An 18,717-nucleotide genomic window follows, 5' to 3' on the forward strand; every position below is an offset into this window, starting at 1 on the left:
TTTGCGCCATCACCGCTCACGCGATTCAGGTTGAATTAGAAACGCGTCCAGCCTTCTGTTGCTGTGCTCTGTAGCGCTGTCGCTGATTTCGGCTTACCCAGTCTGGCCACGGAAGGCGGTGCCAGCGACACCGGTGCGGCAGACGTGCCAATATTGAACACCGATACAGACTGCAGAAGCTGTGTTGCCTGCTCTTGCAGACTCTGTGAAGCCGAAGCCGACTCCTCAACCAACGCCGCGTTCTGCTGTGTGGTTTGATCCATCCCGGTCAGTGCCACGCCAACCTGCTCGATGCCCCGCGCCTGCTCTTCGCTGGCAACGCTGATTTCCGCGACCGTGTCCGTCAGTTGCCCTACGGCGGTCACGATACCGGTCATGGTTTCGCCGGCCCGGCTGACCAGCTCGCTGCCACGATCTACGTTTTCCACATTGGAGGCGATCAACTGCCGGATTTCACCAGACGCCGTCGCGCTGCGCTGCGCCAGGCTTCGCACTTCGCTTGCCACAACCGCGAACCCTTTGCCGTGTTCTCCCGCACGGGCTGCTTCCACGGCGGCATTCAGCGCCAGAATATTGGTCTGGAAGGCGATACCATCGATAACCGTCGTGATGTCCGAAATGCGTCTGGAGCTACTGTCTATCAATTGCATGGTGCTGGTTATCTCAGACGTGACGTCACTCCCTTCCCGGGCGACACGCTGAACGTTTACCGCCAGTTGTCTGGCCTCGCGTGCGCTGTCAGCGTTATTTTTTACCGTAATACCCAGTTCACTCATCGTCGATGCCGTCTGTTCCAGCGCACTGGCTTGCGCTTCGGTGCGTTGTGACAGATCGCTATTGCCCTGTGCTATCTGCATGCTGGCCGATGCCACGCTCTCAGCATTGCTTCTTACTGTGCTGACGGTGCGGGTCAGGGATTCCTGCATCTCGCCAATCGCATTGAGCAACCTGCCCGTTTCATCCCGACTCCCTGTTGGCACCTCGCCACTCAAGTCGCCCCGGGCGATTCGCTGCGCCGACAACAGCGCTTGCTGTAAAGGACGGGTCACACTGCGGGTAATCCCCCACGCAAAGAATATCCCAAGGAGCAATGCAATAGCGGCGGTCACCGCTAGCAGTATCACTGCGTTATCACGCTCATTAATGACCCGCGCTGCGCCGTCGCTCATCCTTTTACGCTGGAATTGCACCATGTCTTTTAATGCCGCCATGTAGCTAGTCTGGCTCTGATAGCGGGGGCCGAAGAGGAGCCGGGTCGCCTCTTCTTTTTTACCCTGCATACCCAGCGCCACGACATCATCAATAAACGGGAAGAACTGCTCGCCGTTACGTTGCATGGCCGTAAAAATCTCTCTGCCTCTGTCGGTTTCAACGTGGTTTCGCAGCAGTTCTGTCATCACGTTTATCTGGTTTTTTTCTGTATTGTAATCGCGTAAGAAACCCGCTTTTCTTTCCGGGTCATCCATCAGAATGATATTGCGAGCAAGCCGACTCATATCGGCGGTGAAGAAGCCGATTGAAGAGGCGGCTTCGACGTTGGCATAAATGTTGTCTGTAATCGATACGGTCGTATTGCCGAGAGATTGCAGGCGACTGATACTACTCAATGCCATAATGATAACCAGCAGCATCATGAAGCCCAATGCCATCCAAAGCCGTGTGCCAATTTTAATGTTATTCATAACAGTCCGTCTTACTATTGATTATCCAAAATAGAAACCGGTGGATGAAACAAACACCAGAATACAAGCCTATGCGTTTCAGCATCCCGTCAGAAAACGATGGAATTAAAAAACACATAACGTACGGAGTGAATAGCATTATCACAAAGATATTTAATAAAAAAGTATCCTGCCGTGTGGCACACAACTCATCCCAACTACGCGCCACAGGCCGCCAGACCAACAATCAAAAATAACGCATTGATATTTAATAATATTATTTTCTCACAACGCAAAGGCCTGACTATTTTCAAGGATAAACAAAATCAATAAGAGGGGTAAAAAAGGGGAATTTAGATATCGGAAAGTTGAATGCCAGCCTGAATAATCTGCATTGCTATCAGGAAAATAAAACCACATGACGATTTAAAAAATCGATTATCCAGCCAGTAAATAATTTAAATCAGAAATCAATCATGCCATTGAAATTATTCACGCCATTATTAATTTAAATTAATAGTTGATAATATTTTGAACACCCTGACAACGCCCCATTCATTAAATTTATTTTCATTATTCATCCCTTGCCACCACTGCAATATAATTTGTATCTAATGGTAAAAATACAAAGTTCCGTTGTGATGAAAGAATTATTTTTTGATCTCTGGTGACAAAAATGGCATCAATATCTGGGCGTTGCGAGAGATAAGCCAGTCCTTTTTCTACCCCCATGCCATAGAGCAGCGTGGTGTAAATGTCCCCATCAATAGACGCATCAGTGATGAGTGTGACGCTCAATATTTCATTATCGAGTGGATAACCTGTTTTGGGATCAAAGATATGGTGATAAATGCGCCCCTCAAATGTGAAATAGCGTTCATAGATACCGGATGTCACTATCGACTTATTCACCACCTGAATCAGCCCAAGCAGTTCATGATTCTCGCCAAATGGCTTTTGTAACCCCACCGACCAGGCGGTCTGATGGGCGCTTTGCGGCCTGCCGATGGCCAGGACATTCCCGCCCAGATTGATCAACGCATGATAGACGTGGTGCTGGTAGAGGAATTGCCTGATGACATCCGCAATGTAGCCCTTCGCTATCGCCCCTAAATCGATTTCCATCCCTGCTTTTTCCAGCCACACCGAACGCTCTTTGGCATCAAGAATGATATGGCGGGGGTCGGTCAGCGCCAGTAACGTACGCACCTCATCAGCGGGCGGCACGCCCTCGCCCCGAAAGCCGATTTTCCAGCGCTTCACCACCGGCCCGATGGTGACGTTAAAACAGCTGCCTTCCAGCAGGCTGACGTCTCTGGCACGCGTAATCAGATTAAATAACCACGGGCTGACGACAACCGGGTGTTTCCCTGCCGCCTGATTGATAGCCATCACCTCGGAGTTATCCCGATTAACGGTCAACACATCTTCCAGTTGTTTAATGCGGCCAAACACCAACAATGCCAGTGGCTCATTTGGCTCAAACAACTTGAGCAGGATGGGCGACCCCATCAGCACGGTGGAATAGCTATAAATCCGATCATCTGGCGGCATAGTGGGACCTCTGAAGAAGAACACATCGAGCCTGCGTCAGCAGCGAGGGCTGACGCAGGCTGGTATGACAGACCAATACGAATCCCGTATTTACATGCGCACGTAAGTCGCGGCGTTACGGCCCGCCTGAATACCAAACACAATGATATCGGCGATGGCGTTCCCGCCGATGCGGTTGCCACCGTGGATACCGCCCACGACTTCACCGGCAGCGAAAGCCCCCCGAATCACCCGTTTCTTGCGGTCCAATACAGCGGTATCAGTATTGATCACCACGCCCCCCATGGTGTGATGTACACCGGGTGCGATACGAATAGCGTAAAACGGCCCCTGATTGAGAGGATGACGCAACGCGGTTTGACGGCCGAAATCGTCGTCATGCTGTTTTTCAACAAACCGGTTATAGCGTTCCAGTGTCGTCTGTAGCGCATCAGCATCGATAGCCAGTTTATCCGCCAGTTCACGTGGAGACGCCGCACTCACCACAAAACCACGGGATAAATACTCGTCCGCTGCCTTGTTTTTCGCCCTCACCTGCTCATCAAACAAGATATAAGCGTATTTCTCCGGCAAACCGATGATTGACGCCGACACCTTGTCACGGGTTTCCATTTCGTTAAAGAAGCGCTGGCCCTGCTGATTCACCAGAATCGCACCGCCGCCACGAATGGATTCCGAGATCAGATAAGAGGTGTTCTGCTCCACCGTGGGGTGGATCTGGATCTCGCCCAGGTCCACCGTATCCGCTCCGACCTTCTCCAGAATGGCGATACCACAGCCAGTCGCACCGCTATGATTGGTGGTGACAAAACCAGCCAGATCCGGGCGGTATTTCAGTACCATGTCGCGATTGGCGCTGAAACCGCCGGTGGCAACGACCACCCCTTTGGTGGCGATGGTCAGTTGCTCGTTGTCTTCGCTCTGCACACGCACCCCGGTCACCGCACCGGCGTCGTGAAGGATGTCGATAACCGCGGTTTCCAGCATGACATCGATGTTGCGCTTATTGATATTTTTGACCAGCCCACTGATCAGGAAACCGCCAACCGCCGAGCCATCTGCCGGTCGGTGGGTGCGATCCACGCTCATGCCGCCAGTAATAGTAATGTCGTTCAGTTCGATACCACGCTCTGCCAGCCAGTCGATCGCCATCGGCGCACCATCGACGAATCGTTTCAGCAAATCGGGGTTATTTTTTTGTCTACCGCCTTTCAGGGTCTCCTCGTAGAAACGCTGCTTGTCGTCGACAATACCGCGCATTTTCTGGAAACGCGTGCCTGCTGCATTCATACCGACAGACGCTTTGATGGTGTTGCCACCGATGCTGGACATCTTCTCGACAATCAGCACACGGGCACCGTCATCACTGGCCTGAATCGCTGCGGCCAGACCTGCGCCACCACTGCCGATCACCACCACGTCATAGCAATGCATCTCCGCCGGGTCGCCGCCTTCCTCCACAATCGCCGCCTTGCAGGATCGGGCCAGTGCCTTGGAGACGGCTTTTTTCACCGCTTCGCTTTGCACCGTCGCGCCGGTAACGGCATCCACATGCGGGCTGTTCGCCTCCAGAATTCGCGAGCGAATCACCTCAAAGCTGCTAATAAAGTCAGTATGCAACTGCGCATGGGGCATGAGTGTCACATCCGCGATGCGGTCCGTTTCCAGGCTGACGTTGATAACCAGTTCACCCGCATCATCCGGCACGGTTTCCTGAAAAACACCAGCTTTGAATTTTTTCGCCGCCAGACTCATATCACGGATCATCGCTTCCACCAGAGAAAAGCGCCACAACGGCTCCGGAATAGTGAGGGCTTCACGCTGGGTACTGTCGATAAACAAGTCGATCTTCTGCTGACTGATGAGCCGATCGGTCCAGTCCGGGTAGGCAATGCAGGCTTTTCCTACCGCCACCAGATCGTAACCATGCTCCAGCGCGGCATCGGCATCCGCCTGATTAACCACCCCGCCCACGCCGATAACCGGCACTTTAGCCAGCGTGTCAGAACGCATCGCGACATATTTGCCAATCAGCGGGGTTGGATCGGTGGTATCAACGATGGAAGAACGCAGGGTATACCCCATGGAGAAATGCAGATAATCCAGCCCGCGTACCGCCAGTTTCTCCAACAGGTACAGGGTGTCGTCAAAGCGGATGCCCGGCTCTTCGATTTCTTCCGGTGAAAAGCGATAGCCGATGATGAAAGAAGCGTCTGCGTACTGGCGTGCCATCTTGTAGGTGATATCCAGCACCGCAAGCGGAAATCTGGCTCGGTTGTCGCGGCTGCCACCCCATTCATCTGTACGCTGGTTGGAGTTCGGGGAGTAAAACTGCTGAATCAGATAAGTATTGGCGCCGTGGATTTCCACGCCGTCAAAACCCGCTTCAATCGCACGGCGTACCCCTTCGCCAAATTTGGCGATCATCGCCTCGACTTCCTCGCCCGTGAGCGCCAGCGGCACCGCTGCGCCGTCACGCGGTGCAGCCACCGCACTGGGCCCAACCGGTGAACGCCCGCCAATCAGTTTCGGCTCCACCATGCGACCACCGTGGTAGATTTGCAAAATGGCTTTTGAGCCTTTCTCCTTGATGGCAGAGGCGATTTTTGCAAGCCCGGCGATTTTATTGTCGTGGTCGATACCGATGGCGCCCGGAAATGCCAGACCTTTATCATCGATAAAGCAGCACTCCACAATCACCGCTCCGATACTACCGGCACGCACCTGATAATACTCCACCAGCTCCCTGGTGACGGTGCCGTCATAAAAGCCGGTACAGGTGGTCATCGGTGCCATCAGCAGACGATTTTTAAGCTCGACGCCGTTAGGCAAGGTAAACGGTCTGAATACCTGGTTATTAACGCTCATAAGAGACTCCATAAATTACCAATGTTTTATAGGCTTTGAATGGGTTATCGGTTTATTGTTTTTGGTTTTGCTTAATGGGCCGATGTCATAGCGTTAATATGATTGGCTTTTTAGTTTCTAAATAATCAATTTAGTTAATTAACTAATAAACCACTATTATGTCATCGTGTTGTTTAAAGCGTGGTAAAAGGGAAAATAAGTTATTCACATTTATTTTAAATAAGGTAACGCTTTATTTACCTGAGCAAGAAAACGATGGCACGAGGCAGCAAGGGGCTGACGAAGGCATCATGAGCCAGAAGGCGGCGTTGTCGCTAAGCATAAGGATGGTACGAGAACAGGGTTTTCGAAAGCGGTAACGGCAGGTTTAACACCAGGGAAAAATATGACAAATCGCCTCTAATAAATAAAACACCGGTTCATAATAATGAACCATAAAATAAAAACCCGCTCATGGGGATTAGCGTGAAATCATGACGATTCGTATTTCGACGCTTTATTTTATCTGTCCTGTTCCCGCAATAAAACGCCGACGCTGTCGTGACACTTTGCTCAACGATCCATCGAAGGCTAGCGGTTCTATCTGGTGGCGACAAATACGGAAGGTGACTGTCCGAATTGTTTGCTAAATGCCGTACTGTAAGCACTGTGACTGTCGTAGCCACTCGCCAACGCCACCTGGGTGATCGGTATTCCTTGCATCAATAGCGTGAGTGATGACATTAACCGCAGTTGCTGACGCCATCTGCCGAAGGTCATGCCAGTCGAGTGGAGAAAGCGCCGATGAAAGGTCTTCTCGCCCATTGCCAGCAAGTCAGCCCACTGCGTAGCGGTAGCGGCATCGCCGGGGTTGTCCAACAGCGTTTGGCACACACGCAGCATCGGGTTGCTCTCCCCCATCGGCCACGGTAAATGCAGTGGAAGAACTGGCTGGGTATGCAGTTCTTCGACCAGCAGCGCACCGAGCAGACGCATGCGCCGGGAAGACGCGCTTGGGCCGTCGACCCGGCTCAACGCCATAATCAACTCACGCAGCAGACCCGAGACATGCACAACACAGTCGACCGCCGGCAGGCGATCGACAACCTCCTCACGCACGAACAAACCGCATGCTTGCAGCGACACGGGGGCAACCAACCGGTGTGCTACCCCCGGCCGCAACCAGACTGCCGCCGTGGGCGGCACCAGCCACTGACCACTTTCGGCTTCCACACGCAACAGGCCGCGATCCGCATAGATCACATGACCATACGGATGCTGATGCAAAGGCACGACATGGCCTGCAGGGTAATGCACGGCGACACCAAATACTGGCAGACCACAGGCTTCGTCAGCGCTCAGATCAAGCGCATGACCGCCGTCTTGGGGAGAAGAGAAGCCCATGTCAGTGTATTTTGTCCAAATCGATAAAGGATCTGTCTATTTTTATGTAGATGGACTAAACATGCAAGGCCTAGAATCGGTGGTAAATCACTCTACAGGGTCTATCGCTCTCATGACTACACTTGCCCTCTCGCAACGACTACTACCGCTGATTTCCGGTCGGGGTCGGCGCGCGCGTGTTCGTGCCATGACCCATCCTGATTCCCCCTGACCCCGACCGTCATCAGCTTGTCCCAGGCCAGGGGAGTCGGGTATCCACGATTCCTTTGGAGTGTTTTGCATGCTGATCGATCCTTCCCAGAAATACCGTCCTGCCCCGCTGGTCAATCTTGTCGATCGTCAATGGCCGTCACGTACCCTGACACAAGCCCCCATCTGGTTGTCCACCGACTTACGTGATGGTAATCAGGCGCTGTTTGAACCCATGAACCGCGAGCGCAAGCTGCGCTTGTTCCATGAACTGGTACGCCTTGGTTTCAAGGAAATTGAAGTGGGCTTTCCCGCCGCCTCGCGTACGGATTTCGAGATAGTGCGCCACCTGATTGACACAGACCAGATTCCCGAAGACGTCACCCCAATGGTCATGACGCAATTGCGCGAGGACCTGATCGCCGAAACGGTACGCAGCGTGGCTGGCGCACGGCGTGTCATCGTACATTTATACAATGCCATTGCGCCCGTCTGGCGCGAAATCGTGTTCGGCATGAGCGTGCCGCAGATTATCGACATGGTGGAACACCACATTGCGCTGTTCAAACGGCTAACGGCAGCGCACCCGGAAACCGAGTGGGTCTTGCAATACTCACCCGAAACCTTCTGCATGGCCGAGCTGGACGTTTCACTGTCCGTCTGCAACGCCGCCATTCACGCCTGGGATGCCGGCCCACAGCGAACGATGATCATCAATCTGCCAACCACGGTTGAAGTTTCTACGCCTAACGTCTTCGCCGACCAAATCGAATGGATGGATCGGCGGCTGGCACGGCGCGAGCACATTGTGCTGTCGGTGCATCCACACAACGACAGGGGGACGGGCGTTGCCTGTGCCGAACAGGCTCTGCTGGCCGGTGCACAGCGTGTCGAAGGTTGTCTGTTTGGCAATGGCGAGCGTAGCGGCAACGTCGATATCGTCACGCTAGCGTTGAACCTGTATACGCAGGGTATTGCGCCGGGGTTGGATTTCTCTGACATTGCGGCGGTTGCCCGTGTCGCCGAGGAATGTACCGCGCTGCCCATTCACCCGCGTCACCCGTATGTGGGTGACCTGGTCTTCACGGCCTTCTCCGGCTCGCATCAGGATGCGATCGCCAAAGGCTTCGCCGCACAATACTCACAACAGGCCGACGGGGCGTGGTGCGTGCCGTATCTGCCGATTGACCCCAAAGACCTCGGACGTACTTACGACAGCATCGTGCGCGTCAATAGCCAGTCGGGGAAAGGCGGTATCGCGTTCTTGCTACAACGCGACCACGGCATCATCATGCCGCGTCGAATGCAGGTAGAGTTCAGCGCTATCGTACAAGCGCTGGCCGACGCCAGCGAAACTGAACTGGCCAGTGAGCAAATTTGGGCGCTGTTCGAGCGCACATACCTTGTTCCGATGCGAGAACAATCCGGCTTCATCTATCGCAACCACCGCCTGTTCGATCATGCCGACGGACAAGGTATCGCACTGGAACTTATTCATGCAAATAGCAACGTCAGGACTGTCGAGGGAACAGGTAACGGCCCGATTGCCGCGACGGTGGCAGCGCTGGGCTTACCGCTACGCATAGACAGCTATGAAGAACGCAGCCTGGGCGCGGGCTCTAATGCGGTAGCACTGGCGATTGTCGAGGCGGCGATACCCGGTGTACCCGGCTCACGTTTTGGCGTAGGCCGGCATACGAACATCACTACCGCGTCGATTCTGGCAGTCCTGAGCGCAGCAGCCCGCTTCTCTGCGGACATGGCGACAGTTGGCTGACGAGTACCGAGACCACGTAGGGTACCCCCTATGTGGTCTTTACCAGTGTTTAAACATGCACCTATCGACAAGCCTTATGGTGTCGGTAACAAAAACGCCTTGAATTGCGGGGTCATCACCGCCTCAAATCCTTTATCGGTTTTGGTAATCAGGTAAACCGCCAGTCCCTGCTGTTCCGCCAGCTTCAACGCTTTTTCCGTACCCAGCACCATCAACCCGGTATCCCAGCCATCGGCTTCCAGCGCTGTTCTGGCAATCACGGTGGCGGAAACCAACTGATGGGTAATCGGCCGCCCCGTGGCCGGATCGATCACATGAGAATAGCGTTTGCCATCCTGCTCGAAATAATTGCGATAACTGCCGGAGGTGCTGATACCGTAGCCTTGCAAGTCAACCGCTGCCTGCATGGCGTTTTCTTTATCGGTGGGTTTCTGAATCGCGACCCGCCAGGGTTGCCCCTGCCCGTTGACACCTCGACTGGAAATCGCGCCGCCGACCGACACCAGATAATTGGTGATACCTTTGCGGGTCATCAATTGTGCCAGTAATTCAGCGCCGTATCCCTCACCCAGCGTGGAGAGATCCACATACATGTCGGGCAGATCTTTTTGCAACCATTCTCCCTGATTATCACTGATCAGACGCAGGTGGTTTAACCCCACTTTATGCCGTGCTTCATCAATCTGTTGCTGGCTGGGAACCCTGGTCGGTTGCTTCTGCGGCCCGAACCCCCACAGATTAACCAGCGGCCCCACCGTGATATCCATCGCCCCACCGGTTGCCCGGCCGATACGTTGTGCGGTCAGAATAATATCCGCCATACCGTTACTGATGGGCTGCGGGTCTGTCCCGGCGTAGCGGTTAAAACGGGATAGTACCGAATCACTACGGTATGTAGAGATCTCGTTGTTCGCCTGCTCCAGCAACGTGTCGATCTCCTGTTGCAACTGCTGGCTGCTTTCCGGCAACGCCCCGCTTATCTTCACGCTGTAGAACGTGCCCATGGTTTTACCTTCAAAGGTGGTAAACGGGCGCGAATTTTCGGTGGATGATTGCGGTTTACAGGCGCTCAGCACGCCAAGAATACCGAGAAAGAGAACGGATTTTAGGGCGAAAGACGCCATGAACAGCACTCCTTGAATCACAATGACGCGCTATTGATAGAGCAAGATAGACGGATTGAAAAGTGCTGATGGGAAAAAACCTGTCTGAACGCAAGAGATCGGCGCAACATCATGCTTTCAGCCTGACAAAATCATCCGCCCGCTTTACGACCTGAGCCTTGTGTCTTCCACTGACCCCCCTTGTCCGCCACAAAAAAAGAAACGCGCACCAGGGCGCGTTTCGATGACAGCCGGTTACCGTGATTACGGCGCTTTAGGTGCAGCAGGCTCCTGCTGGTGTCTGGCAAAATTGTCGTTAAACTGCTTTTTCTGGTCTGGCGTCAGCACGTTGTACATTTTGTTCTGAATCTCCAGACGGGTCAGCATGTGGGCTTTGTTGGCTTCAACCATGTTATTGACCACCGCTTCCGCTTTGGTTTTATCAAAGCTGTCAGAAGCAATCAGGCTGTGCCATTGCGCACGTTGCTCCGCTGAAGGACGCTCACGATCCTTTTTCGCATTAGCCATAATGTCGCGCATTTTCTGACGCTGCTCATCGGTCAGGTTCAGCCCTTTAAACATCATGTTTTCCTCCATGCCGTGTTCGCCACGCGCGCCGTCATGATGTTTCATCATACGTCCACCCTGATCCGGCGGGGTGGTGTTATCCTGAGCGTGGGCGAACCCGGCGCTACTCAGCGCCAGTGCAGAGGCAATCATAATCACGGTTAATTTAGACATAAGACCTTCCTTCACGTTACGGTTTTAATTATCAACACACCACAGTGCGTCAACCTGTAATTCATCAACCTTTGCGATGCAGTATAGGTCGGTGAAATTCAATTAACCGGGTGTCAGGGTAAAGGTTTGCAAGGGAGATATTCACAATTGCGCCAACTGTGGAGAAAGCGGAAGTATTGCGTAAGCAACACGCCAGAATGAGAAAAAGGCGGGGTGGTTAATCACCCCGCCTTTTCGTGAACGCCTGATTACGCGATGTTTATCAGGCGGTTTGCGTCTGACGCAACTGCTTTTCGCGGCGAATTTTGCGCTCTTCCATCACCGCGACCATCGCCATCAGGCAGATGCAGCCGATAGCGGCGGCATCCAGCGCGGCAAACGTCCCCGCCCAGCCGGTCAGCCCGAAAATCGGGGTGCCATCGGCTATCATGCCTAACCCCAGCTTGGCGAAACTGTCGCCAATCAGATAGGCGAAGGTGCCTTTAATACCATCCGCGGCTCCGATGGCTTTCTTCGGTACAAAACCCACCGCGGCCACACCAATCAGCAACTGCGGGCCGAATACCAGAAAGCCCAGCGCAAACAGCGACGACAGGTAAACATATTGGTTGCTGGCGTGCTGATAGACCCCCAATGTAACGATGATCAGCGCCAGCGCGATGCAGGCGACCAACCCACGGCGACCGTTCGCCAAATCCGACAGCCAGCCCCACAATAGCGTCCCTACCAGCGCACCGGCTTCAAACAGGGTAAAACCCTGAATGGCGACAGCTTTCGGTAACTTCAGTTCCTGATAGGCATACACCGTGGACCACTGGTCAATGCCGATACGCACCACGTACAGGAAGATGTTGGAGAAACACAGCAGCCAAATCACTTTATTTTTCAGCACGTACTCGACGAAGATCTGCCATTTGGTCATGGTGCCGTCTTCGGCTTCTTTATCTTCTTCAGAGATAGCCTCGTCAAACAGTTCCTCCGCTTTTCCCAGGCCATAGGATTCCGGTGAGTCACTGCCAAACCGCAGACCAATAAAGCCGACAACCAAGGCGATGATGGACGGGAAAATAAACATACCGATGACATGGCCGTCGAACAGATAGTTAGCGCCGAACAGAGCGACACCCGCCGCCCCCGCACCGCCGAGGTTATGGGAAATATTCCACAGCCCCAGATAGGTGCCGCGCTTGCGACGTGGCGTCCACTTGGTAATCGTGGAATAGCTGCATGACCCGCCGGTACTCTGAAAGAACCCACTCAACGCATAAAACGCGATCATCAAAAACAGGCTGACGGAACCGGTCCCCATACTGGCACTGAAACCGAGCATGCAAATCGCCGACAGGATCAGCATAAACGGCAGAAACTGCTTGGTGTTTTTACCGTCGGCGTAATAGGACACCAGCGTTTTACCCACACCGTAGGTTATCGAAAAACCCAGACCAATCATGCCAAGCTGCGTCATGCTCAGCCCATAGGTGCCGATCATGTCATTTTGGGCGATGTTAAAGTTTTTCCGGATCAAATACATGGTCAGGTAGCCGATAAATACCACCAGATAGGACTGCATGAACGGCTTAAACCACATTTTTCGCCGCACATCGAGCGGCAGCTCCAGCGTCGGGCGACGCACCTGGGTTAAAAAGTTAAGCATGATGTTTCCTCTTACGGGACGGGATAGCCTGCGGCCTTGCGACCCGCAGTGATCTTTTCGCCCACATTGTAAGAAGCCCTGACACCACGGGCTTGAGGGAACGTCCTGCTTAAACTAGGAAATTTTCCCGGTTTTTGCCGGTTCAGAGAGAAAGGGTGAAGCGAATCACGCTATATCTGTTCACGCTACATCTGTCGTGGTACGTGGCGACGACGCACGCAGGAAAGGCAGTAACAACAGTGCCGAGACGCCGCCCGCGACGGCAATGACCGCGAAAAAGCCGGTCCAGTGCCAGATGTCCATGATACGCGCCAGCGGCCAGCCCGACAGCGATGCCCCCAGATAGGCAAACAGCCCGACAAACCCGGTGGCCGCACCGGCGGCATCTTTGTGAGAACATTCAGCCGCGGCCATGCCTATCAACATTTGCGGGCCAAAAACGAAGAACCCGGTGGTAAAGAAACAGGTAGCCTGCATCACATAGCTGGCGAATGGCATCAGCCACAACGAGCCGACAGACAACAAAATGCCAGCGGCAAAAATCAGGTTCATCGGGCCGCGGTTGCCGTTAAACACTTTGTCCGACCCCCACCCGGCCACCAGTGCGCCGATAAACCCGCCCAGCTCAAACATGGTCACCGCCGAGTTCGCCGTCACCAGATCAACCCCCAGCGTTTCCGACATGTAAAGGTTGCCCCAGTCGTTGATGGCGGCACGCACCACGTACACCAGCACGTAACAGCACGCCAGTAGCCAGATGTACGGGTTAGTGAACACATACTTATGCAGGATCTCCCGGTGCGACAAACCAGCCCCTTCCTGCTGCTGGGCTATCTCCAGCGCATCCTGCCGCCATTCCCCGACATGCGGCAGACCAAGCGTCTGCGGCTTATCACGTAACCGCCAGCATAAAAACAACCCGGCGACGATCGCGAGCGTACCGGCGATCATCATCCCGGCACGCCAGCCGTAATGCAGTGTCGCCGCCCCCACCACCATCGGGATCACCGCGCCACCCACGTTATGCGCCGTGTTCCACAGCGCCCACCAGCCGCCACGCTCGGTGCGCGAATACCAACTGGTGAGCAGTCTGGCGCATACCGGTGCGCCCCAGCCCTGGAAAAAGGCATTCGCCATCCACAATGTCGCGAACGCCCACAGCGATGAGGAAAAGCCAAACAAAATATTGGTCACGCCGGTCGCCAGCAGCCCAATCCCCATGAAATAGCGGGCATTGGAACGGTCACTCACCACACCCGACAGGAACTTCGACGCCCCGTAAGTCACATAAAATAACGTGGCCAACAGCCCGATATCCGTACGCGCCATTAACCCACTGGCGAGGATCTCCGGCACCGCGGCGTTAAAACTTTTCCGGGTGAAGTAAAACAGCGCATAGCCCAGATACAGCGTAATCAGGATATGACGACGCCAGTATCGATAGGTGTCGTCAATCGTCTGACGGTCGCGCAGCGGTGGCGCGCTGGCAGGAATATTCAGGAACCGGATGAGGGAGAAACGGGGGTGAGGGAAGCCGGACATCAAGACTCCTTGCTGGCAGACAGCGGCACACTGACGGTGACACGCGTACCGTGAGTACAGGAAAGTTGCAGGGTGCCACCCAACGCGCTCACGCGCTCACGCATCCCAAGCAGACCAAACCCACCCGAGCCGGACCCGGGCGGCAACCCGCAGCCGTCGTCCTCGATAACCAGCATCAGGCGTTCATCCTGCTGCCAGGCCTGTAGCGTCACCGCACTGGCGTTGGCGTGTTTGACAATATTATTTAACCCTTCCTGACAGATGCGAAACAGCGTGACCCGCAACCCTTCGCCGAGCGACGCTTCGTCGATATGCCAGTCGAGGTGGCTGATGATCCCCTGCTCTTCCAGTTCCATCTCGCGCATCAACGAACGTACTGCCTGTTCCAGCGTGAGGTCGTCCAACTGGCGCGGGCGCAAGCGCCCCATCAATCGCCGCACCGAGTCATACACACTCAGCGATAATTGCTCAATGAGCGTGCTACTCTGACGGACATGGCGGCTTTCCGGTGCCAGCCGCTGAAGAATACCCGCCTGCGTGCGAATGGCGGTTATCGTCTGACCAATATCGTCATGCAGTTCCCGCGCGACGTCGCGTCGCACGTATTCCTCCATCTCCAGCAGGCGTTCCGCCAGGCGGCGATTACGCACCAGTTGGTTTTGCAGCGACACATTCAACTCGCGCAAGCGCTGGATACCCGCGCCAAGCAGTAGCCCGGTCAGGCTCTGCGCCAGCAACGAGAGCAATAAATCCACCGGATGCTCATGCCAGGTCTGGCTGGCGATAAGCGCAATCGCGTTCATTAACGTGGCAATCAGCGCCCCCTGCCAGCCATAATGCCAGGCCAGCGCGATGATCGGCAGCGCCAGACAAAACGGGGTAAAGCGCGACAAATCCGCCGGTAGCCCCAGTTGCAGCCCCAGACTGACCACAAACAGCAGCAAATACCACAGCAGATGACGCCCACGCCAGTTCACCGGCTGCGACACCAGCGATGGCCCCAGCGGTAGCCAGGTCGAGCTGGACAGGTAATGCCAGATAAGCAAACAGGTCGGCGAGAGCGTTAACCCACCGGTCAGCGTTAGCAATAACACGGTCAGTGAGTCTTCACTGCGACCAAGCCACGGCAAAGATTGCAACAACGCGGCTGCAATCAGCGCGCCGCCTTGCAACAACAGTGTGTGCCAGTCATCCTGACGGGCACGTCGGGATGCCAGCATCACCGGCAGCAACGCCAGTATGCTCCCCGTGAGCAACAACGGGAGATGGGTCAACGCGACTTCGTTTGCAAGCCAGACCAGCAGCAGCCATTCGCTCGCCAGCAACACCGGCCAGAAACGGCGCGGCGATTGCAGCATCAACCCCAGCCGCAAACCGAAAGGAAACAGCAGCACCGCCAGATCCGGGCGTGCAACCAGATGCAGGCTGATGCTCCACAGGCAAAACCACGCGGCGCAAAAGATAAAACTGCTGGCGAAAGCGGCAATAAGCCAGGTGATAAGCGGGCGCATCACCAACCATCAAACATGCGTCGTGCCAGTTCCACGTCATTGCTGACGCCCAGCTTTTCCATCAGGTTGGCGCGATGCACGTGAACGGTTTTTGGCGACAACCCCAGCTCCGCGGCGATGGTTTTCACCGCCATCCCCTGCGCCAGTTTTTCCGCCACCTGGCGTTCACGACGCGTCAAAGGATCCCGCCTGCCTGACGCCAGTTTCAGGGCGATATCCGGCGTCAGATAACACCCGCCGCCTGCTACGGTACGCACTGCTGCAATCAGCTCATCCGGGCTGCAACGCTTAGAGAGAAAGCCACGCGCCCCCGCATTCAGCGCCTGTTCAATCAATGCCGGGCTATCGTGCACCGACAGCATAATCACCGCCATGCCTTTCGGCAGTTGACCAAGCAACTCAAGTCCGGAACAATCGGGCATAGAAATATCGCAGATACACACCTGAGCGCCCCGTCCCGGTAATCCCGCCAGCGCCTCACGCCCGGAACCGAACTCCCCGACTATCTGCACATCGGGCTCCAGCCCCAGCAACTGAGCAAAACCAGAACGGACAATAAGATGATCATCAATCAGGGCAAGGGTAATCATGGTTGAACCTGGGGCGACCGGGAGGCGTTTTACCTTAACGTTAAGCCAGGGTCTGTTCAAGCGCAGAACCACCGCCCGCCGTCTTTATATCAACAGTGTGAAAGCCATCAACGGTGTGAAAACTGCTAACAGTGAGAAAACTGTCAACGAAAAGAAAGCCGCCACAGGGGCAATTATCGCCGTCAACATAGCGTGACGGCGCATCGGAAGGCCAGAGACACTCAGAGCAACGAGCGATGAAACGCCGCGGCCTCGTTAGCCAGTGCATCCAGATGAGCGCGGATCAGATTAATTTTCTGCAATAACGGATTACGTTCAGGGGACTGATCCATCATGTTGACCCTGGTCACCAGCTCATTGATTCTGGCGCACAAGTCTGCTTCGCGCTGACGGGCCTGTATCAGTTGCACGTGGAGCTGCTGATAATCGCGCTGCCAGATCTGCTGTTGTCGGCTAACACTGGCTTCCAGCGCCTGCAATGCGCTTTCCAGCCGTGATTCCAACTCTTCGATACACATGGGGGTTCCTTCTGCCGTGCCTTCTCTGACGTAACCTGCGGATTATAATGACACTCCCGTGCGACAACAAATGCCATACGGAATTACCGGGTTTTAACCGAGCGCAGCACGACGAATTTCGCGTTACTGGCAACGTTCTGGCAGTTGCCAAACAGCCGTTTCAGCTTGTGGAAATAATCCAGATGACGGTTGCCGACTATCCTCAACTCCCCTCCGACCATCAGACAACGACGCGCATCAGCAAACATCTGCCAGGCAATGTCATCGGTTATCGCCTGTTGCTGGTGAAACGGCGGATTACACAGTATCGCCTGCTGACTGTCCGGCCCGACACCTGCCAGTGCATGGTTCACGACAAAGCTGCAGCGGTCCTTATCCTGCGGTCGGTTGTCTTCCACATTGCGCTGACTGGAAGCCACCGCCATATAAGACTCGTCGAAAAAGCTGACCGATGCCTGCGGGTTCAGCGCCAGCGCGGTCAATCCAATCACGCCATTGCCGCAACCTAAATCGACAATTTTACCGTCCAGTTGCTCTGGCAGATGCTGCATAAAAAACCGCGCGCCGATATCCAGCCCGCTGCGGGAAAAAACGTTGGCGTAATTGTGGATGCGGGCGTTGTGGATAGGGCTTGCGGCCTCATCCAGCGTCCAGACCGTCATCACCGGGTTGCTGTCCCCCAGGTTGTCATCAACAACACACGCTTGCGGCTGACAGTGAATCAAGCGGGCTTTTTTCCACGCCAGCGAGGTACGGGTCGGCCCCAGAATGTGCTCGAACAGTTGCAGCGTAGAAGTGTGGATGTCACGCGCTTTCGCCCCCGCGATAATCACGGTTTGCGGCGTCACCACCTCCCGTAACTGGCGCAATTGATGCTCCAGCAACGCCAGCGTTTTCGGCACTTTCAACACCACCAGTGCCGGTGCGCTCGGCAATGGGGAGAGACTGTCTTGCAACGTAACCGACTCCGGCGCGTAACCATTGAGCGACAGGTTATGTCGGGTCGCCAACTGACTCAGGAACGAGTCGCTGATGCAATAAGGTGCCTGCGACTGCAAGCCACAAGCCAGTGCGCCGAACGCATCATTGAAAATCAGTCGGGGACCAGGGCCAATCGGCATCGTCGCCAGTTCCCGCAGCAGATACTCATCCGCCGCTTCCCATGCCTGCAACGATGATTCCCGTTCAGACTGCGGATAGCGGACCAGCGTCAGGTTATGTGTTTCCAGCTCAAGTTGGCTCATGGCCTCTCCTGCAATACAAAATCTGGCGCTGTTTATCCCTTAAAACAGCGTCGCAGTAAATGGTTTTCCTGCAACGTAGCGACAGTTCGTTACCTCTACGCCCTATTATACTGAGGTATCAGGCAATTGCGGTGAACGCGAACGCAGCAGATTGTCATGCGCGGCAAGCCACGGGGTTGACCCTGTACAGAAACTACCCTATCTTTTGTCATGCAAAGGGGAGTAACTTCTCGCTGGTTAATCGTCATTACAGTGCAAGCGCACTCGGTTACCAGGCAACCTTAATGACTTTATCCGCATTAAGTTGTAAGTGAGACCTTGCCAGAAGGCGAGGTCCATTTGCAGCACCGTGAATAGCAAACGGCCTGTGCCTTCTGACACA

General features: G+C 54.7%; 14 protein-coding genes. 2 read left to right on the forward strand and 12 right to left on the reverse strand.

The genetic code is table 11. The annotated features are described in order from the left end of the window. Window positions 1-35 precede the first annotated feature (35 nt). The 4 genes from FGI04_RS15775 to FGI04_RS15790 all read right to left on the reverse strand — a co-directional run bounded on the left by FGI04_RS15775 (window position 36) and on the right by FGI04_RS15790 (window position 7,466). Window positions 36-1,682: a methyl-accepting chemotaxis protein gene (locus FGI04_RS15775; protein ID WP_407336965.1), complete on the reverse strand. Its 1,647-nt coding sequence runs from the start codon at window positions 1,680-1,682 to the stop codon at window positions 36-38. 552 nt (window positions 1,683-2,234) lie between these two features. Continuing rightward, window positions 2,235-3,215, reverse strand: coding sequence for an FAD:protein FMN transferase (locus FGI04_RS15780; RefSeq protein ID WP_407320889.1), 981 nt, complete (start codon window positions 3,213-3,215; stop codon window positions 2,235-2,237). Between the two features lie 90 nt (window positions 3,216-3,305). Next, window positions 3,306-6,083 (reverse strand): NADH-dependent fumarate reductase, encoded by a 2,778-nt coding sequence (locus FGI04_RS15785; protein ID WP_407336966.1) that lies wholly within the window; start codon window positions 6,081-6,083, stop codon window positions 3,306-3,308. Between the two features lie 579 nt (window positions 6,084-6,662). Beyond that, on the reverse strand, window positions 6,663-7,466 hold the full coding sequence (locus FGI04_RS15790) for an AraC family transcriptional regulator (protein ID WP_342698711.1): 804 nt from the start codon (window positions 7,464-7,466) through the stop codon (window positions 6,663-6,665). A 280-nt stretch (window positions 7,467-7,746) separates the two neighbouring features. Between FGI04_RS15790 and FGI04_RS15795 the strand changes: the two genes are divergently transcribed. After that, window positions 7,747-9,432: a 2-isopropylmalate synthase gene (locus FGI04_RS15795; protein ID WP_407336967.1), complete on the forward strand. Its 1,686-nt coding sequence runs from the start codon at window positions 7,747-7,749 to the stop codon at window positions 9,430-9,432. Window positions 9,433-9,506: 74 nt separating this feature from the next. Here FGI04_RS15795 and apbE read toward each other — a convergent pair whose 3' ends face one another. From apbE to uhpA, 6 genes are all read right to left on the reverse strand, one after another. Beyond that, window positions 9,507-10,556 (reverse strand): FAD:protein FMN transferase ApbE, encoded by a 1,050-nt coding sequence (apbE, locus tag FGI04_RS15800; protein WP_342698713.1) that lies wholly within the window; start codon window positions 10,554-10,556, stop codon window positions 9,507-9,509. A 243-nt stretch (window positions 10,557-10,799) separates the two neighbouring features. Continuing rightward, window positions 10,800-11,276, reverse strand: coding sequence for an ATP-independent periplasmic protein-refolding chaperone Spy (gene spy / locus FGI04_RS15805; RefSeq protein WP_342698714.1), 477 nt, complete (start codon window positions 11,274-11,276; stop codon window positions 10,800-10,802). 262 nt (window positions 11,277-11,538) lie between these two features. Further along, window positions 11,539-12,930, reverse strand: a complete 1,392-nt coding sequence (gene uhpT, locus FGI04_RS15810; RefSeq protein ID WP_407320885.1) for a hexose-6-phosphate:phosphate antiporter UhpT — start codon at window positions 12,928-12,930, stop codon at window positions 11,539-11,541. Between the two features lie 180 nt (window positions 12,931-13,110). Next, complete coding sequence (locus tag FGI04_RS15815; protein WP_342698716.1) at window positions 13,111-14,472, reverse strand: MFS transporter; 1,362 nt, start codon at window positions 14,470-14,472, stop codon at window positions 13,111-13,113. Further along, on the reverse strand, window positions 14,472-15,983 hold the full coding sequence (uhpB, locus tag FGI04_RS15820; RefSeq protein WP_407274852.1) for a signal transduction histidine-protein kinase/phosphatase UhpB: 1,512 nt from the start codon (window positions 15,981-15,983) through the stop codon (window positions 14,472-14,474). The genes FGI04_RS15815 and uhpB overlap by 1 nt, the downstream gene beginning before the upstream one ends. Then, window positions 15,983-16,573: a response regulator transcription factor UhpA gene (gene uhpA / locus FGI04_RS15825; protein ID WP_342698718.1), complete on the reverse strand. Its 591-nt coding sequence runs from the start codon at window positions 16,571-16,573 to the stop codon at window positions 15,983-15,985. The genes uhpB and uhpA overlap by 1 nt, the downstream gene beginning before the upstream one ends. Between uhpA and FGI04_RS15830 the strand changes: the two genes are divergently transcribed. Continuing rightward, window positions 16,572-16,769 (forward strand): hypothetical protein, encoded by a 198-nt coding sequence (locus FGI04_RS15830; protein ID WP_407336968.1) that lies wholly within the window; start codon window positions 16,572-16,574, stop codon window positions 16,767-16,769. The genes uhpA and FGI04_RS15830 overlap by 2 nt on opposite strands. A gap of 25 nt (window positions 16,770-16,794) precedes the next feature. On the opposite strand, the gene FGI04_RS15835 is transcribed toward FGI04_RS15830, so the two are convergent. Then, window positions 16,795-17,091 carry an MbeD/MobD family mobilization/exclusion family protein gene (locus FGI04_RS15835; protein WP_038903279.1) on the reverse strand — a complete coding sequence of 99 codons (297 nt, stop codon included), beginning with the start codon at window positions 17,089-17,091 and terminating at the stop codon, window positions 16,795-16,797. 83 nt (window positions 17,092-17,174) lie between these two features. After that, the gene (rlmG, locus tag FGI04_RS15840; protein ID WP_407336969.1) at window positions 17,175-18,335 is read right to left on the reverse strand and encodes a 23S rRNA (guanine(1835)-N(2))-methyltransferase RlmG; all 1,161 of its coding nucleotides are present in this window, start codon (window positions 18,333-18,335) and stop codon (window positions 17,175-17,177) included. Window positions 18,336-18,717 lie beyond the last annotated feature (382 nt).

The organism is Dickeya ananatis (assembly GCF_019464615.1).
In the GTDB taxonomy this organism is placed as follows: Bacteria; Pseudomonadota; Gammaproteobacteria; order Enterobacterales; family Enterobacteriaceae; genus Dickeya; species Dickeya oryzae.

Excerpts from the sequence above, each read along its gene's own strand:
- uhpA (WP_342698718.1), bottom strand. The coding sequence starts at position 16,573 with ATGATTACCCTTGCCCTGATTGATGATCATCTTATTGTCCGTTCTGGT.
- spy (WP_342698714.1), bottom strand. The coding sequence starts at position 11,276 with ATGTCTAAATTAACCGTGATTATGATTGCCTCTGCACTGGCGCTGAGT.
- uhpT (WP_407320885.1), bottom strand. The coding sequence starts at position 12,930 with ATGCTTAACTTTTTAACCCAGGTGCGTCGCCCGACGCTGGAGCTGCCG.
- rlmG (WP_407336969.1), bottom strand. The coding sequence starts at position 18,335 with ATGAGCCAACTTGAGCTGGAAACACATAACCTGACGCTGGTCCGCTAT.
- FGI04_RS15795 (WP_407336967.1), top strand. The coding sequence starts at position 7,747 with ATGCTGATCGATCCTTCCCAGAAATACCGTCCTGCCCCGCTGGTCAAT.
- FGI04_RS15780 (WP_407320889.1), bottom strand. The coding sequence starts at position 3,215 with ATGCCGCCAGATGATCGGATTTATAGCTATTCCACCGTGCTGATGGGG.
- FGI04_RS15775 (WP_407336965.1), bottom strand. The coding sequence starts at position 1,682 with ATGAATAACATTAAAATTGGCACACGGCTTTGGATGGCATTGGGCTTC.
- uhpB (WP_407274852.1), bottom strand. The coding sequence starts at position 15,983 with ATGCGCCCGCTTATCACCTGGCTTATTGCCGCTTTCGCCAGCAGTTTT.
- FGI04_RS15785 (WP_407336966.1), bottom strand. The coding sequence starts at position 6,083 with ATGAGCGTTAATAACCAGGTATTCAGACCGTTTACCTTGCCTAACGGC.
- FGI04_RS15790 (WP_342698711.1), bottom strand. The coding sequence starts at position 7,466 with ATGGGCTTCTCTTCTCCCCAAGACGGCGGTCATGCGCTTGATCTGAGC.
- FGI04_RS15835 (WP_038903279.1), bottom strand. The coding sequence starts at position 17,091 with ATGTGTATCGAAGAGTTGGAATCACGGCTGGAAAGCGCATTGCAGGCG.
- FGI04_RS15815 (WP_342698716.1), bottom strand. The coding sequence starts at position 14,472 with ATGTCCGGCTTCCCTCACCCCCGTTTCTCCCTCATCCGGTTCCTGAAT.
- apbE (WP_342698713.1), bottom strand. The coding sequence starts at position 10,556 with ATGGCGTCTTTCGCCCTAAAATCCGTTCTCTTTCTCGGTATTCTTGGC.
- FGI04_RS15830 (WP_407336968.1), top strand. The coding sequence starts at position 16,572 with ATGGTTGAACCTGGGGCGACCGGGAGGCGTTTTACCTTAACGTTAAGC.